We start from the raw sequence: 15206 nt of genomic DNA, 5'->3' as shown, positions 1-15206 counted from the left end.
CTTGCGGACAAATCACGTATAGATGGAAATATAAAAATATGATTCTTGTAATTCCAAGAGAATCAGGCAGGAGTGGAGATCATGAAGATACCAGTAATTATTTTGAGCGGGTTTCTGGGGAGCGGGAAGACAACTCTGCTGTTGTCCCTGCTGAAGGAGAGCAAGGTAAGAGGTCTGAATCCTGGCGTAGTCATGAATGAGTTGGGTAAGAGAGATGTAGACGGGTATATTCTGCAAGAGCATACGGGTACAACCGTTACTAAGCTGCTGGATGGATGCGTATGCTGTAGCCGTAAAGAGGATCTGGCAGATAGCCTGCTTGTACTGCTGAGAGCGCGCCCCGATGCTATTTATATCGAGCTTACTGGCGTCGCGAACCCAGAAGAAATCGCCAAAACACTTCAAGAAACCGCTCTACATGAAAAGGTCGAATTGCATTTTACGATTACCTTATTGGATGCAGAAAACGCCTTGGAATATAACAGCAGACTCTCCTCTGACAAACAACTGGTTCGAACACTTCGCAAGCAGTTGTCCACCGCCGATCTCATTGTCGTTAATAAGAGCGATCTTGTGGAACCCGAAACCTTATGGCGAATTGAAAAGGGAGTCCGAAAGCAAAATTCAGAGGCTGAAATCGTATATACCCATTACAGCGAGATCAACCTTTCTCCGATATTATCAGGAATCATCCCACGTAAAATCATCGCTTCTGCGCCACAACGAGCACCTCAAACCTTTAAAGGCGCAACACTTAAGCAAATGAATTCAGAACAGGGAGCTACAGCTGTAAAAGAACGGCAAGAGGAGCCTCATGCTTCTTTTTCCCAAGTGACCGCCATCACGTTAACCATCCCGCAAGCAGGGACTGTAATGCCTTCCAAAGAGCGGATAGAGGCTTTCTTTCAAGAATGGGGTGACAACCTGCTCCGTGCCAAAGGGCATATCCTTTTGTCCGAACAGGAACCGGTTCAACTTGTCCAATATGCGGGAATGCGTACAAGCTGGGAGGCATCACGTTACCCCGGAATGCCTTATGTGGTATTCATCGGGATAAATTTAGATGAGGAACTGCTGGCAGATCGGTGGTCCACCTTATTCGAACCTTGACTACCCTTTCCCCTTTAAAACTACTGCCGCTGCTTCTACCGATCTCATTCCTGATTATCATTGGTTTTATATGGGTGCCAAATCACCTGGAGCTACTAGACAACGCGTACATCGACACGTTCAAAACCGGCTTTATCGGGATTTTGCTAGAAGCCTTGCCGTTTGTGTTAGCAGGAGCTTTATTATCCTCGCTGCTTCGCGTCTTTATCCCAGATGAAATGATCTCCCGCTGGATTCCACGGCAGGCGCTTCCGGCCATTTTATTCGCTTGCCTGCTCGGAATTATTTTTCCAGTATGCGAATGTGGAATGATTCCTCTCGTCCGCCGACTAATCCATAAGGGGATGCCTGTCTACGTGGCGATCGTGTTTATTTTATCCGGACCCATCCTAAATCCAGTCGTCTATGGAGCAACACTGACGGCATTTCGCAACCACTCAGAACTGGCCTATGCCCGGATGGGTCTAGCTTTTGTAGTCGCCTGTATTATAGGCTTGATTATCTATGCAACGGTGAAAAAGTCCCCGATACGCCTTAGCGTTCAGCGCGAAACCGATAACACACATCATAATAATTCTCGTGGAGGAAAGTTAGCCGCCGTCTTCGTGCATACCTCGGATGAGTTTTTCGAGATGGGAAAATACTTAATCATTGGCTGCCTATTGACCGCTGGCATTCAGACGTTTATGGTTCAAGACAGTTTGGCTGCGATCGGAGATAAGCCGCTCGGGTCTTATTTTTTCATGATGGGACTGGCATTTGTGCTTTCGCTCTGTTCCACCTCAGATGCCTTTGTAGCTTCCACCTTTGTACATTCTTTTCCAGCAGGAGCACTGCTCGCTTTTATGGTATTTGGGCCGATGTTAGATTTCAAAAATTCATTGATGTTACTCTCGCTGTTTAAGACCAAATTCGCTCTTTATTTGTTCTTTCTTATCTTTTCGAGCGTATTTATCGGAGCCGTACTCATGTCCTTATGGCTGTAATCATAGAGGTGGCAAGCAGATGCTTACCCCATTGTTAGGAGGAAGCGCATGAATGACTCTCGAAGCATCCGATTTCACTATTTGTTAAGGGCGGTCATTCTGCTCGCCTTTGCTCTCTATATTGGGCATTTAGTGCAGCAGGACGCTTTGCATTATTATGTAGCGCCTAAGCTAGCACGCTGGGTTCAGTTATGTCCGATTCCTCTGACACTAATGGCGCTCAGCTTGGCCATTCAAGCCTTATTTGGTAAGGGAAGCGTACTATGTGACTGCGAGCATCGTCTTCCACATTCCATATTTAAAAGCACAGCGCTCTATGGATTATTCCTCTTTCCACTACTGCTTGGATTTGCTCTTCCTGATCGTGCCTTGGGAAGTATGGCCGCTAGTAAAAAGGGGATTTCGTTCTCCTCTTTACCATCAGAGACTACCAACGCTGTTAGATTCGAATCGATTGATCCTTATCATGAGGAGCTAACCGAGCTAGCTAAGATCTTATATGGGCAGCCTACTATCCCTGTGTATTCTGATATTTTTTCTGAAACACTAGGCGCTATTGACATGTATAAACAACAATTTGAAGGCAAAGAAATTTCCGTTTCCGGTTTTCTATACCGCGATGACAGTGAAACGCCAGAGAATGTTTTTGCCATTGGCAGATTTCTGGTTCAGTGCTGTACCGCCGATGCTACTCCGTTTGGGATGTTGGTTGATTCCGGCAAATTAAAAAGCTTGCCCACTGATACCTGGATAGAGGTTCGGGGCAAGCTTCAAATTGTGCAATACAAAGGCCAAGAAATGATGCAAATACGCGCAGAAGCAATTACACCTATCGCGCAACCAACAACACCCTACATTTACACGAGTGCTGACTCCATAACCGCATGGAAAGCTTTGACGAATACGGCCAACCCTACTAAATAATTGCGTCCAGCTCATCCTCATCATTCACAGATCGGTTAGGGTTAAATACTTCAACCATAATACGGGCGGGTATACAGATGATTTGCTGCTTTGGCTTAGAAATAAACCCCATTTCCAAAGCGATTCGCAAAGGAGCGTCAGAATATGTCATTTGGATCCCGTAATCAAATACCTTTAAGGTATTGTGACCAAACTTCGATTGAATATCTATAATTTGCTCTTCTTTAGTCAAAGAAACGGTCTTGTATTCCTTACCATCAACCGTAATTATAGCTTTCAAATCGCCTTGTTGATACTGTTCATTATGGGTGTCCCACCACTTGATTCCGTAAATCAAACCTGCTGCGAATAGAGCTAAAAAAATGATTACAAAATCACCACGCTTCATCTTTAACAAGGTATGGATCCTTTCATTGACAATATATTCGTAATAATTACGATTACAAATATATTAATCTTACGCCCTTTTGTCAATGACACTCCTCATCCTTAACGAATCCGAGTAGACCAATCTTTTAATACCCTGTCAAGCTCCTTTATGGAGATAGGCTTGGAGATGAAATCCTGCATTCCTGCACTCAGGCACATGTCTTTATCTTCATTTCTGGCAAAAGCTGTGGCCGCAATAATAATGGGAGACAGCCCGAGCTTCTCACGTATGATTCCTGTTGCTTCTATCCCATCCATAATAGGCATCTGAATATCCATAAAGACGAGATCATAATCCTTGGACAGCACAGCTCGAACTGCTTCCTCGCCATTTGATGCAATGTCAGGGAAGTATCCCCTCTTCTTCATATAAGCCAGCATCAGTTGCTGATTCACAGGATGATCTTCAGCGATGAGAATAGACATCGGTCCATATTCTCCCGTATCAGATGCTCTGGCGTTAGGTTTATTGCTTTTGTCTGTATCCACTGAAGGGTGGAGCGTAACCTTCTGATTCCATTCCTCTTTTGGCAAAGAGACCTCCACGGTGAAAAAGAACTCTGAGCCATGTTCCTCACAGCTCCTCACACCAATCGCTCCTCCGAGCAGCTCCACCAGCTTTTTGCTAATCGCCAGTCCAAGTCCTGTTCCGCCATATTTTCGATTAATGGAAGGATGCAATTGCGAGAACGATTGAAACAATAACCCTTGACTGGCAACCGGGATCCCCAAGCCCGTATCTTTAACCATGAATTTAACGATAATATTTCCTGACTTTTGAGAAGCTACCAGGCTGGCAGAAATACTAATTTCACCTGTCTCCGTAAATTTCACCGCATTTCCCACTAAGTTCACGAGAATTTGGCGCAATCTTGCCTCATCCGTCACAATGACAAATGGAAGATCAGGTGCAATATTGATAGTTAATAACAACCCTTTTTCTTTGACCTTCGGATAGAATAGCTCACTAACGTTCTGTATCACTTCACGCAAGTCCACCATTTGCAGTTCAAGTGTCATCATGCCTGCTTCAATTTTGCTGAAATCCAGCACTTCATTCAAAATATGAAGCAATGCTTCTCCGCTACTTGTAATGATTTGTGTGTAGTAGCTCTGCTCTTCATTTAACTCTGTCCCTGAGAGCAAGTCTGCCATTCCTATAATACCGTTCATAGGCGTACGCAGCTCATGGCTCATGATCGCTAGAAACTCCGATTTCGCCCGATCCGCTTCCTCTGCAGACTCCTTCGCTCGCACAATCTCCTTCTCTTCTGTGATATCTCGGAAAACCACTACAGCCCCGATCCGCTCTTCTCCATCAAAAAGAGGAGTCATGTGATATCTGACCAAAAAGCTGGAACCATCTTGCCTCCAAAACACACCCTCTTTCTCATCAAAAGAGCGATTATTGAAGTGCGAGGGAATCAGCGTCTTCTGAATGCCCAAGAATGGCTCATTATCCAGCCAAGTCTGATGAATCGTATGGAATTTGCTGTTCAACCATTCCGTTGGATCGTATCCTAGCATAGTAATCGCCGCTGGATTGATGAACATCGTATCCCCTTCAAGATTCATACCAAATATGCCTTCAGATACCGAATTCAATATTAGAGCATGCTCGTTACTTAACTTCTCTATTTCTTCAAAATGCCGCGCCCGTTCCGCAATGTCCCGGGTTACACACACAAGCTCCCGTCCTCCAAAGGTCTCCGAGTAAATATAGCGAAGTGTTGTTTCCGTCCAAATGTACGTTCCATCTTTGCATAGAAACCGAAAGGTCACAGGGTCGAGCTTCTTCCCTTCCATACAGTTGCTAAGATAGGACACCACTTTCTCCTTGTCTTCAGGATGTATGTAATCAATACCTCTCGTTTCGTACATTTCTTCCGGTGTATAGCCGAACATCGTCTGGCAAATGGGTGATGCATATAGATAGATGAGGTCTCCGTCCGCTGTATTACGTGAAATGAAATCCATTGAATTTTCCGACAGGAGTCGGTAATTCTGCTCACTATCACGCATCTGTTCCTCCATTTGATGTCGTTCAGTCACATCCTGGGCAATCCCGCTGATCTGTAGCACTCTTCCTTCCTCATCTTTAGTCACTTCCCAGTGTGCATCCAGAAACTTCAATTTTCCATCCGCACTTTTAATTCTAACCATAACTTCGCCATTCGTCCCATTCGCTAAAGACTGGTGAACCAGCTTTTGAAGTCTAGTAAAATCATCTGGATCAATACAGGAAAGCACTCGTTTGTAATCAAAATAGGAATGATTGCTGTCGTCCAACGAAAAGCCAAAAATGTTACGCATCTCTCTAGAAACCGTCAACCGCGTTTTCGTCGCATCCCATTCCCACGATCCCATTTTCGCAAGATATTGGGCTTGCGCCAGCATATCCTCATATTTCTTACGCTGGGTAATATCGCGGCCGATCGTTAATATCTGCTTGATTTCCCCCTGATCATCGCGTACCACCTGTGAGCTGCTCTCAATCCACAAATAATGTCCGTCTTTATGCCGGGCCCTGCGTGTATACACATCCGTATCAGAATAGAGCTTTCCGTGTTTTGTCATTTCAAGGGCATCTTCTGCGTGATAATACTCAGGTCTTTTCGTACCGATCATTTCATCTGGAGGATATCCTAGCAACAACTCCACTGAAGGAGAAACGTAGTGCAGTGTACCGTCTGGTCCGCCAAAAGAAATCATATCCGGCGTATTTTGTGTGATCAAATTATATAAATGCTGATCTTCCTGAATCTTATCTTCCGCAAGCCTTCGGTCTGTGATATCCGTAAGTTCTGAGATCAAGACAAGGGGTTCACTAGAGTTCTCCTGAAGAATCAGAAATATATGTTGAGCTACCCAGATTATCTCGCCACCCTTACATAAGAACCGTCTTTCTAACTCTATTGCGGTCCCAGGATCTGCTAAGAGATTGTTCAGGATAACGTAATGATCATCATCAGCTACATCGTCTGGATAAATAAGATCTAGATAGCCCATATTTAAAAGCTCTTCTTCAGAGTAACCAAGCATATGGCAAAGTGCTGGATTGGATTGAATCAAGGTCCCTTCCTTGGGAGAGACTACAGCAACCCCTATAGAAGACCGTAAGTATAGTTGCTTAAAAAGAAATTCAGACACCTGTGCAGCCTCCTCTTTTGGTATGGGGACAAACTTTATTACAATTTCGTAATCTATTCCAGTATACCTTTTTTTCGGTAATTAAGCTTGATAGTTGAGTCCTAAATGATAGGCCGGTGAAAAGCAATGAGATTGCGCGTTATCGTCATAGACAAAAAAATAAACAACAAGTCCCGAGTAATCAGGAAAACTGCTGTTTATACATATCACAAGAATAAGGACTATTCTCTTATTAAATTCTCTTGCTGAAGCTTTTTAATTTTCTTACGGATAGGTGCGCCAGCTCTAAAAAAAACAAGTCCTAAAAGAATTAAAAGCCCGCCTAGAATAACATTTACCAAACTAATGCTGTTGGATGAAGTGAAATAATTCGTTAGCCCAATGAGAATGTTGGCTAAACCAACAATGAACTCTAACCACATGACAGAATTCCATAGTGTGTTGATTCGCTTAAAGTGTTTTATTTTGGATTCCAGATCTGTGTAAATATCAAACGCACCTTCGGATGACTTCTTTCTAAGATAAATCCAGCGAACATAGCTGCTAACACACTCTACTCCATTTTCTTCTAAAAACTTGAGGTATGCCATGCTTTCCGGATGAGTAGGCACATTATCTAAAAGCTCAATTCTATACGTATACTCATTCTTAGGCGAGTCAGTAAACACATATTTACACCAGGAGTAGCTTGAAAGGGCTAACCCTTTGGTAGACATTTCATTAAGCCACTGTTCTTCCTTCTCAAAATCCCAAAACAGCTTGCGAATCACATGTTTCATTTGGACTCACCTCCAGCTATTCTCTTCCCATTGGCAATCAGTTCTTCCAACCGGATAAGCTCCCCCTGAATCACTGTCTTCCCTAATTCAGTAATTTCGTATTCCTTTCTTCGGGAGCCTTCTTCCCCTTCTATAGCTCTTATCCATTTTTTCTCAAGCAAGGTGTTGATAGCTCCATATAAAGTGCCCGCTCCAAGATCAACTCGACCATGACTTAAATCCTTCACATTCTGCATAATCGCGTAACCGTGCATTGCGGTGTATAAAGACAATAAAATGTAAAATACAGCTTCCGTTAAGGCTCCTCTTTCTGAGCTTTCAGGCATGATTCCATCTCCATTCTATTACTGTTAGCGATATATCGGTTAACGTAATAATATTATTACGGAAGCCGATATAATTGTCAATACAAAAATACCTATTTTTAGTAAACGCAACCGATCATAACCACGAAAAAAAGCCTATAGCACATGGATATAGACGGTTCATGATCGCAATTTCCTCAACTTGGATCTACCCCATCTAATTAAATCTATTCCTTCCACTACGCATGGGGTGTATCGGACTTAGAAGCCACTAGAATTGGACCACCATTACTTTCTTCAGACATAAAAAATAGGCTTATACAACTGCCCAAGAGCAATTGTATAAGCCTATTTGATGATGCGGTCGAGAGGACTCGAACCTCCACGATATTGCTACCACACGGACCTGAACCGTGCGCGTCTGCCAATTCCGCCACGACCGCACATTATGTACACCAATGAAATAATCACTGTACATAAGAATATACTCTTTTTTCGGATAAATAGCAACATATTTTTAAATCGATGTACAGATAAATCTAACAACAGCGATAAAAGCGATATCATATTCAAATACCCATAGGCATAACCAATCACAGTTATTCAGTTTATATATTTCACTTATAAGAGGCTGGTATGATACAACATAATTAAAAGAATGTGCTACGTCGGAAATATAAGTGTAATTCCAAACCAGAAAGGACGAATACGTATGAACCAGCAGTGGAACACCGGAACCTATGATACTGATATGGCCTTTGTGTCTCAGTTTGGAGAGTCATTGATTGAGCTTCTTCGCCCCCAGCCTGGCGAACAGATTGTTGATTGGGGCTGCGGAACTGGTGATTTGGCAGCAGCCATCGCTGCTAGTGGTGCCACTGTAACAGGTATTGATGCTTCAGCCGAAATGATTCAGTCTGCCCGTGACAAGCATCCCCAGCTAAACTTCATCTTAGCAGATGGGCAAAACTATGTCGCGGAACAGCCAGTCGATGCCGTGTTCAGCAACGCTGCTCTACACTGGTTGACCGACGCGAACGGAGCAGCTGCTTCTATCACAGCTAGCCTACGAACAGGCGGGCGTTTTGTAGCCGAGTTCGGTGGGCTGGGCAATATCGCTTCTATCGTCACTGAGCTTCCAAATGCTTTTACCGCTATAGGGTGTAGTGATAAGCTTCAATTACCTTGGTATTTCCCTAGCATCGGACAATATACAACACTACTAGAACAACATGGACTGACTGTTGACCTCGCCCTTTGTTTCGACCGTCCAACCCCACTAGAGGCTGGAGAGCAAGGGTTCCAGTCCTGGCTGAACACTTTTGCTAATGGAATCTTAAGTGTCCTAACACCATCTGAACGAGAAGAAATCCTCTCTTATATGGAACAGAAACTTAGACCGACATTATTTCAGGATGGCCGCTGGGTGATGGATTATCGAAGAATTCGGGTCGTCGCTTACAAACGCATCTAACAATGAAGGGCGTGGCTTCTTCCTATGAAACAAAAAAAAGAGTGTACTGGCGCGTGTCCGCACCAATACACTCTTTTTATGACCATCTATCTTCTATCTCCCACATATCGATCGCTACCAGCACCAAGTCCGACAACCAGCAGCAATACGCTTGCACCCAGCAATAAAACAAGCGGCATCGTCCAGCTATTCGTTACATCATGAAGCCATCCGAATAATGCCGGGCCCATTGCTGCAAGCACGTAACCTACGGATTGGGCCATTCCCGACAGTTCCGCTGCTTCTTGAGTGCTTCTGGTCCGTAGACTGAAGAACATCATCACAAGTCCGAAGGCAAATCCTCCGGCAATCCCAAAACAGATCGCCCAGACAGCCATTAAAGCACTGCTTCCCAACCAAATGCCACCGATTCCGATGAAATACAAAATAGCCGTGATGATTACTAGAATACGTTGGTTCTTCATCCGACCTGCCCACAACGGCACGAAGAAAGTAAACGGCAGCTGGGCCATTTGCATTAGTGATAGTAACCAACCTGCATGGCTTGATGACATCCCTCGCTCACCAAGGAGAACAGAGAACCAAGCTATGAAGACATAATAGAGCAACGACTGTAAGCCCATAAAAATCGTTACCTTCCAAGCAAGTGAAGAACGCCACATATTTCCACTAGAGATCGACCCCTTGGCCCCAGTCCCTTGATCGAGCTTGCGCATTTGCGGAATCCAGAACAGGGTTGCTAGCGCAGCGATCATAAACCAAATCGCCAAAGTCCCTCTCCAGCCAAATCCAGCATGACTAGCTAGCGGTACACTAATACCTGAAGCGACGGCTGCACATAAATTCATTGAGACGGTGTAGACACCTGTCATTAACCCAATTTTGTGAGGAAACTTCCCTTTAATCAGACCCGGAAGCAATACATTACATACTGCAATAGAAAGCCCGAGTATCGCCGTACCTGTAAACAACAGTCCCGTTCCAGATCCCGACCGGATTAGAATCCCCATAGCAAGCATAACCATAGCAATTAATAACACATTAGCCAAGCCGAAACGGCGAGCTAGCTTTGGAGCAAACGGGGACAAAATGGCAAAAGCCAACAATGGTAGAGTAGTAATAGCTCCTGCTAAAGTGTTCGATAAGCCTAGATCATCCTGAATCATTTGTACCAGTGGACCGACGGATGTGAAAGGCGCTCTAAGTGCCGCTGCGATAAACACAATCCCCAACACTAGCAGCCAGCGATCATATTTGGTATCCGTTAAACCTCTATTCTGAATGTTTCCTTCTCGTTGCGATGCTTTCATCATGTATCCTCCTAAATTGCAACAAGCATAAACGCCTTTGACATTCCTGTAAGGACGGTGAGCGATTACGCCAGAAATATAAAAATGTTTATTACATGGCATTAAGACCTATCATCCACTATTATTATAAAAGTTACAAGCCTTAAGTAATTTTAAAACCCTATTATTGACAAAATCGAATGACATCTTTAGTATCCATATAATCAAGACAATTGAGAATCAATTTCATTCGATCTCCTACATATTCTTATAGAAAAGAGTGAACAGAATGCTTCGAAGGTTTTTTTCCTACTATCGTCCGTATAAAAAACTATTTATATTGGACTTCTCCTGCGCTGTTTTTGCAGGTCTGCTAGAACTAGCTTTTCCGGTAGCTGTCAATAAATTTATTGATGATTTGCTCCCGGGTCAAGATTGGCCGCTAATTCTTATTGCGTGTGTCGCGCTCCTAGCTATTTACGCCTTGAATACAGTTATGCAGTATATCGTTACATACTGGGGGCATATGCTTGGCATCAATATCGAGACCGATATGCGTAAAAAAATGTTCGATCACATCCAGAAACTGTCCTTCCGATTCTTCGATAATAATAAAACAGGTCACCTCATCGGGCGAATCACCAACGATTTAAATGATATCGGCGAGGTGGCGCATCACGGTCCTGAGGATATATTTATCGCCATCATGACACTTGTCGGTGCTTTCCTCCTTATGGCTGATATTAATCTGAAGCTGGCCATTATTACTTTTATTATCGTTCCAATTATGGCTTGGGTGATCATCTACTTCGGACGCAACATGACTTCCACCTATCGCCAGCTCTTTGGAAATGTAGGTAGTTTCAATGCCCGTATCGAAGATAATGTCGGTGGTATCCGGGTTGTTCAATCTTTTGCCAATGAGCAGCATGAACAAGAGCTATTCGCAGTAGATAATCAAATGTTCCGTAAAACTAAGCTTCTCGCTTATAAAATCATGGCCAAAAGCTTATCTGTCAGCTATATGATGACCCGCCTCATTACGATCCTTGTGATGATCAGCGGCGCTTGGTTCTTCATCAATGGCGAACTTCAAATCGGTGAATTTGTGGCATTTATTCTGTTGTCCAATATCTTTTTCCGTCCGATCGAGAAGATCAATGCCGTTATCGAGAGTTATCCAAAAGGAATTGCCGGCTTTAAACGTTATCTAGAAATTATTGATACGGAGCCAGATATCAGCGATAAGCCGGATGCCGTAGAGGTAAGTACTTTACACGGTGATATTACCTTCCAGAATGTCTTTTTCGGATACGACGAGGACCGTCCGGTTCTACAAAATATCAGCCTAAAAGTTAAGGCTGGCGAAACGATTGCCTTTGTTGGACCTTCTGGCGCAGGCAAAACAACTATTTGCAGTCTGCTCCCTCGTTTCTATGATGTCACAGGCGGGGCTATCACCATAGATGGCATCGATATCCGTGACATGAAGCTGGAGTCGTTACGTAAGCAGATCGGGATCGTACAGCAGGATGTGTTCCTATTCTCCGGTACGATTCGTGAGAATATCGCCTACGGAAAGCTGGATGCGAAGCTGCCTGAAATCTGGGAAGCTGCTCGGCGTGCCCATCTGGAAGATCTCATTCAGAATCTGCCTGATGGCATGGATACGGTGATCGGAGAGCGCGGTGTGAAGCTGTCCGGTGGACAGAAGCAGCGCCTAGCGATCGCCCGCATGTTCCTGAAGAATCCGCCGATCCTGATTCTGGATGAAGCTACTTCCGCACTGGATACAGAAACGGAAGCAGCGATTCAGCAATCGCTGGCGGATCTGTCCGTGGGTAGAACCACACTCGTCATCGCCCACCGATTGACGACGATAAAGAATGCCGACCGGATCATGGTCGTGAACGAAGAAGGCATCGCCGAGCAAGGCCGCCATGAAGAGTTAGTCCAAGCAGGTGGCATATACAGCCGGCTGCATCAGGCACAATATAACGCTTAGGGACGTTATCTGGAGCTTCTGTAAAATAATTGATTCAGCTACTGAGATTTTCAAGAATAACAAGCCTAGTCTCCACGTTATTGGCGACTAGGCTTGTTTTTTCGTGCTTCTCATCTATTTCCAGCATGAGAGGCTGCACACGACATGAGTCGGGTCCTGTGACCTAGGTACCTACTATCATTTTTAACATCGCTGCTTCTACATTGACGTTCTTTCATGACCACGACCAAAATGTACATGCTCTAATGAGTGAAGTATCTGTGTCCCAATAATTATTATACACTCTATAAAAAAGTTCACCCGGATGTAGAATGAGCTTTTTTTAGTTTCAGGAGAGCTGAATATACGAATCTTCAAAACCCAACAAGACTTCATTACGCTGCCCCCAGCTAGCCTCTTCCCTTCCCAACTCCGAGACGTAACCGTACAGGCAATCGTCTCTTTGTACTAGACAGATACGGCCACTAGGCTTGCTGTAAACACAGGCTCCTGTGAGTTTTTCTTCAAAAAACTTGCCTCTACTTGTGATACGGTTCACCGTAACAGGGCTAACGGCGAAAAATGCGAAAGGAGCTGCCGTGGCAGCTCCTTTCTTGGTCGTAGAGAAACGTCTATTGAACTTATGAGTTTGGATGATTAAACAACACAACACAAGAGTCGCATTCGAACATGGAGAGAAAAAGTTGCAACAACAGTACTCAGTCGAACTTTTGCAACGATTCGAATAAACGATTTAAATTATTTAATAATGCGTTTTTTTCATCCCAAGTCCAATCAGCTAAAGCTTCATGCATATTGCGCTCACGGGCGAGGTTAATCATTGTATTGATTTCCTCCCCGTATTTTGTCAATTCAGACACACGAATTCGAGAGTCTGAACTTGATGGATAAGTATAAACCAACCCGGCGGTCTCTACCTTATCGATTTGCCGACTAACATTCGAATAGTTTTTCCCCATCATAGCAGCCAAATCACCAACACTAGTCAGTTGGAGATGCTCGATACCAACAAAGACGCGAAAGGCTGCTGCCTCCAAATTTACACCAGCATCAGCAATCATTTTCTTATCACGGTCTGGCCGATTGATAATGGAAACTAAATCAATTAGCGCTTTAAAAATTTCATTCTCCATTTCTTTTTATCGCACCTTTACTACTGGACGTGGTGTAAGCGGAGCATTCCAAGCCTCTTCGATATTTTCTAGAGCAAACTCTGTTGTGTCAATCTTTATCTTCCCCTCGGCGGCCATCTCAAAAACACCTTGAACAGCGGATAACATATCAGCATTAGAAACACTCTTATCTCCACTACCTACCAGTTCAATTGTTGATGAGCGTAAAATAGATGAAGGTAAATTTATGTTTTCTTGTCCAGATGAAGTTCCAATGCTTACAAAGCGGGTTACACGATCCGTATTATTCTTAGAAAGAGCTGCCATGATGGCAAATGCGCTATCACCCCAAAGGTAATCCAATATAACATCAACACCTTCAGCAATAACTGGCATTAGGCCGTTTTCAAACATTTTTTGTCCGTAGTCAGCTGTCATATTAAATGCAATGGCCTCATCGGCTCCAAGTGAATGTAGCTTCGATTCATTGCGTCCCGTTACAATGATTTTCTTGGCCCCAAGGCCCTTAGCAATCTGAACTGCTAAGCTACCGGATGCCCCAGTGGCGCCGTTAATCAAAACCGTTTGGCCGGATTTGAAGCCAGCCCGAAATACCAATGCAGCCCATGACGACATAGCTGGGTTGGCAATAGCGGCAGCAGTGAGATCATCAATACCATCTGGTAAACGGACAACTAGCTTCTCGTTGACAACGGTTTGCTCAGCCAAACTACCATACGGTGCCGTTGGCAGTGCAAAGTAAACTCGAGACCCATCTTCCAAAGTTCCAACACCGTCAATACCAGCTTCAATTGGAAAATTAACTTCTGATGAGTAGTGCTTACCCATTGAACGGAACTTGCTAACTCGACTCAAGGCTGTTGCCGAAACGTTAATTATAACTTGCCCACCTGTCGCAACAGGGGAATCAAAATGACCCATTACGGGAATGGTCCCCTTCTTCTTCACTATTGCTGCCTTCATAGTTATTACACCCAGCTCTCATTCGAAATTATGTGCATCGCACAAATTATGTGCACAATGCACATTTTATTTCGAACCATTCCTTGATGAATATACTGAGGTCAAAGGGTTAGCTAAATTCGTGCTTCACCGTCGCCAATTGGACACGGTCTTTCAGCTGGACTATCCATATGCAAGGCAGGTCGGTCTTTCTGCATCCAGACTAATTAAGCAATAACTTGCCGTTACTTATGATACTGTTCACCGCGCTGTCTGTAACGGCAAATTTTAAGGCCATTCTTATGGTATGACCTTAAAAGGCGTTTACGATAAGCTCAACCATTAGCTCATCGCCGTAACGCTGCTGGCCTTCTTCGCATCTCTTTCCTCGTGTCCAAGACCGCGCTTGAAAATCGGCAAAGATCTGAAGCTGCACACCGCGGCCGTCCAGTCGTTCCCTGTTGAACTGATTATGGAGGCAAAATCATGGAAGACAATCTCGTACACAACAGGTTGACCGTCAATGGCTGGAGCAGGTGCTGCGGCAGCAGAGCAAGTCTGTCTCCGATGTGTTCTATGCCGTGAGAGGTACGCAAAATTAGTTATATTTTGACTACTATCAGGACCACATGACAAACCTATTAATTAGCTACGACCTCGACATGACCCTCATGAAGATC

13 protein-coding genes and 1 tRNA gene are annotated in these 15206 nt (G+C 44.2%); 5 read left to right on the top strand and 9 right to left on the bottom strand.

The features are described 5' to 3' along the window. Positions 1-81: 81 nt before the first annotated feature. The 3 genes from MKY99_RS09880 to MKY99_RS09870 are packed head-to-tail and all read left to right on the top strand — an operon-like array spanning position 82 to position 3020. A complete protein-coding gene (locus MKY99_RS09880; protein ID WP_339270217.1) occupies positions 82-1110 on the top strand; it encodes a GTP-binding protein in 1029 nt (342 codons plus the stop codon). After that, a complete protein-coding gene (locus tag MKY99_RS09875; protein WP_339270215.1) occupies positions 1107-2096 on the top strand; it encodes a permease in 990 nt (329 codons plus the stop codon). Before MKY99_RS09880 ends, MKY99_RS09875 begins: the two co-directional genes overlap by 4 nt. A gap of 48 nt (positions 2097-2144) precedes the next feature. After that, on the top strand, positions 2145-3020 hold the full coding sequence (locus tag MKY99_RS09870; protein ID WP_339270213.1) for a TIGR03943 family protein: 876 nt from the start codon (positions 2145-2147) through the stop codon (positions 3018-3020). Here the strand turns inward: MKY99_RS09870 and MKY99_RS09865 are convergent. The 5 genes from MKY99_RS09865 to MKY99_RS09845 form a co-directional block, all read right to left on the bottom strand. Further along, positions 3013-3408 (bottom strand): NusG domain II-containing protein, encoded by a 396-nt coding sequence (locus tag MKY99_RS09865; RefSeq protein WP_339270211.1) that lies wholly within the window; start codon positions 3406-3408, stop codon positions 3013-3015. The genes MKY99_RS09870 and MKY99_RS09865 overlap by 8 nt on opposite strands. Before the next feature lie 101 nt (positions 3409-3509). Further along, positions 3510-6599 (bottom strand): PAS domain S-box protein, encoded by a 3090-nt coding sequence (locus tag MKY99_RS09860; protein ID WP_339270209.1) that lies wholly within the window; start codon positions 6597-6599, stop codon positions 3510-3512. Positions 6600-6820: 221 nt separating this feature from the next. After that, positions 6821-7378 (bottom strand): DUF2812 domain-containing protein, encoded by a 558-nt coding sequence (locus tag MKY99_RS09855; protein WP_339270207.1) that lies wholly within the window; start codon positions 7376-7378, stop codon positions 6821-6823. Next, positions 7375-7704 (bottom strand): PadR family transcriptional regulator, encoded by a 330-nt coding sequence (locus tag MKY99_RS09850; RefSeq protein ID WP_339270205.1) that lies wholly within the window; start codon positions 7702-7704, stop codon positions 7375-7377. Before MKY99_RS09850 ends, MKY99_RS09855 begins: the two co-directional genes overlap by 4 nt. Positions 7705-8042: 338 nt before the next feature. Continuing rightward, a tRNA-Leu gene (locus MKY99_RS09845) sits at positions 8043-8126 on the bottom strand. A gap of 269 nt (positions 8127-8395) precedes the next feature. Between MKY99_RS09845 and MKY99_RS09840 the strand changes: the two genes are divergently transcribed. Then, positions 8396-9157 (top strand): methyltransferase domain-containing protein, encoded by a 762-nt coding sequence (locus MKY99_RS09840; protein ID WP_339270203.1) that lies wholly within the window; start codon positions 8396-8398, stop codon positions 9155-9157. An 86-nt stretch (positions 9158-9243) separates the two neighbouring features. Here MKY99_RS09840 and MKY99_RS09835 read toward each other — a convergent pair whose 3' ends face one another. After that, complete coding sequence (locus MKY99_RS09835) at positions 9244-10467, bottom strand: MFS transporter (RefSeq protein ID WP_076283203.1); 1224 nt, start codon at positions 10465-10467, stop codon at positions 9244-9246. 268 nt (positions 10468-10735) lie between these two features. Here MKY99_RS09835 and MKY99_RS09830 point away from each other — a divergent pair, with 268 nt between their 5' ends. Next, positions 10736-12451 carry an ABC transporter ATP-binding protein gene (locus MKY99_RS09830; RefSeq protein ID WP_339270201.1) on the top strand — a complete coding sequence of 572 codons (1716 nt, stop codon included), beginning with the start codon at positions 10736-10738 and terminating at the stop codon, positions 12449-12451. 698 nt (positions 12452-13149) lie between these two features. Here the strand turns inward: MKY99_RS09830 and MKY99_RS09825 are convergent. The 3 genes from MKY99_RS09825 to MKY99_RS09815 form a co-directional block, all read right to left on the bottom strand. Further along, on the bottom strand, positions 13150-13584 hold the full coding sequence (locus tag MKY99_RS09825; RefSeq protein ID WP_339270199.1) for a MarR family transcriptional regulator: 435 nt from the start codon (positions 13582-13584) through the stop codon (positions 13150-13152). A gap of 6 nt (positions 13585-13590) precedes the next feature. Continuing rightward, positions 13591-14547 carry a zinc-binding alcohol dehydrogenase family protein gene (locus tag MKY99_RS09820; RefSeq protein WP_339270197.1) on the bottom strand — a complete coding sequence of 319 codons (957 nt, stop codon included), beginning with the start codon at positions 14545-14547 and terminating at the stop codon, positions 13591-13593. A 321-nt stretch (positions 14548-14868) separates the two neighbouring features. Further along, positions 14869-15162, bottom strand: coding sequence for a hypothetical protein (locus MKY99_RS09815; protein ID WP_339270195.1), 294 nt, complete (start codon positions 15160-15162; stop codon positions 14869-14871). Positions 15163-15206 lie beyond the last annotated feature (44 nt).

Source organism: Paenibacillus sp. FSL R5-0470, assembly GCF_037975205.1.
GTDB lineage: Bacteria > Bacillota > Bacilli > Paenibacillales > Paenibacillaceae > Paenibacillus_AQ.
Note: the sequence above shows the minus strand (reverse complement) of the source record. Positions and strands in the feature narration are given on the sequence as shown.

Excerpts from the sequence above, each read along its gene's own strand:
- MKY99_RS09880 (WP_339270217.1), top strand. The coding sequence starts at position 82 with ATGAAGATACCAGTAATTATTTTGAGCGGGTTTCTGGGGAGCGGGAAG.
- MKY99_RS09870 (WP_339270213.1), top strand. The coding sequence starts at position 2,145 with ATGAATGACTCTCGAAGCATCCGATTTCACTATTTGTTAAGGGCGGTC.
- MKY99_RS09865 (WP_339270211.1), bottom strand. The coding sequence starts at position 3,408 with ATGAAGCGTGGTGATTTTGTAATCATTTTTTTAGCTCTATTCGCAGCA.
- MKY99_RS09855 (WP_339270207.1), bottom strand. The coding sequence starts at position 7,378 with ATGAAACATGTGATTCGCAAGCTGTTTTGGGATTTTGAGAAGGAAGAA.
- MKY99_RS09850 (WP_339270205.1), bottom strand. The coding sequence starts at position 7,704 with ATGCCTGAAAGCTCAGAAAGAGGAGCCTTAACGGAAGCTGTATTTTAC.
- MKY99_RS09840 (WP_339270203.1), top strand. The coding sequence starts at position 8,396 with ATGAACCAGCAGTGGAACACCGGAACCTATGATACTGATATGGCCTTT.
- MKY99_RS09835 (WP_076283203.1), bottom strand. The coding sequence starts at position 10,467 with ATGAAAGCATCGCAACGAGAAGGAAACATTCAGAATAGAGGTTTAACG.
- MKY99_RS09830 (WP_339270201.1), top strand. The coding sequence starts at position 10,736 with ATGCTTCGAAGGTTTTTTTCCTACTATCGTCCGTATAAAAAACTATTT.
- MKY99_RS09825 (WP_339270199.1), bottom strand. The coding sequence starts at position 13,584 with ATGGAGAATGAAATTTTTAAAGCGCTAATTGATTTAGTTTCCATTATC.
- MKY99_RS09820 (WP_339270197.1), bottom strand. The coding sequence starts at position 14,547 with ATGAAGGCAGCAATAGTGAAGAAGAAGGGGACCATTCCCGTAATGGGT.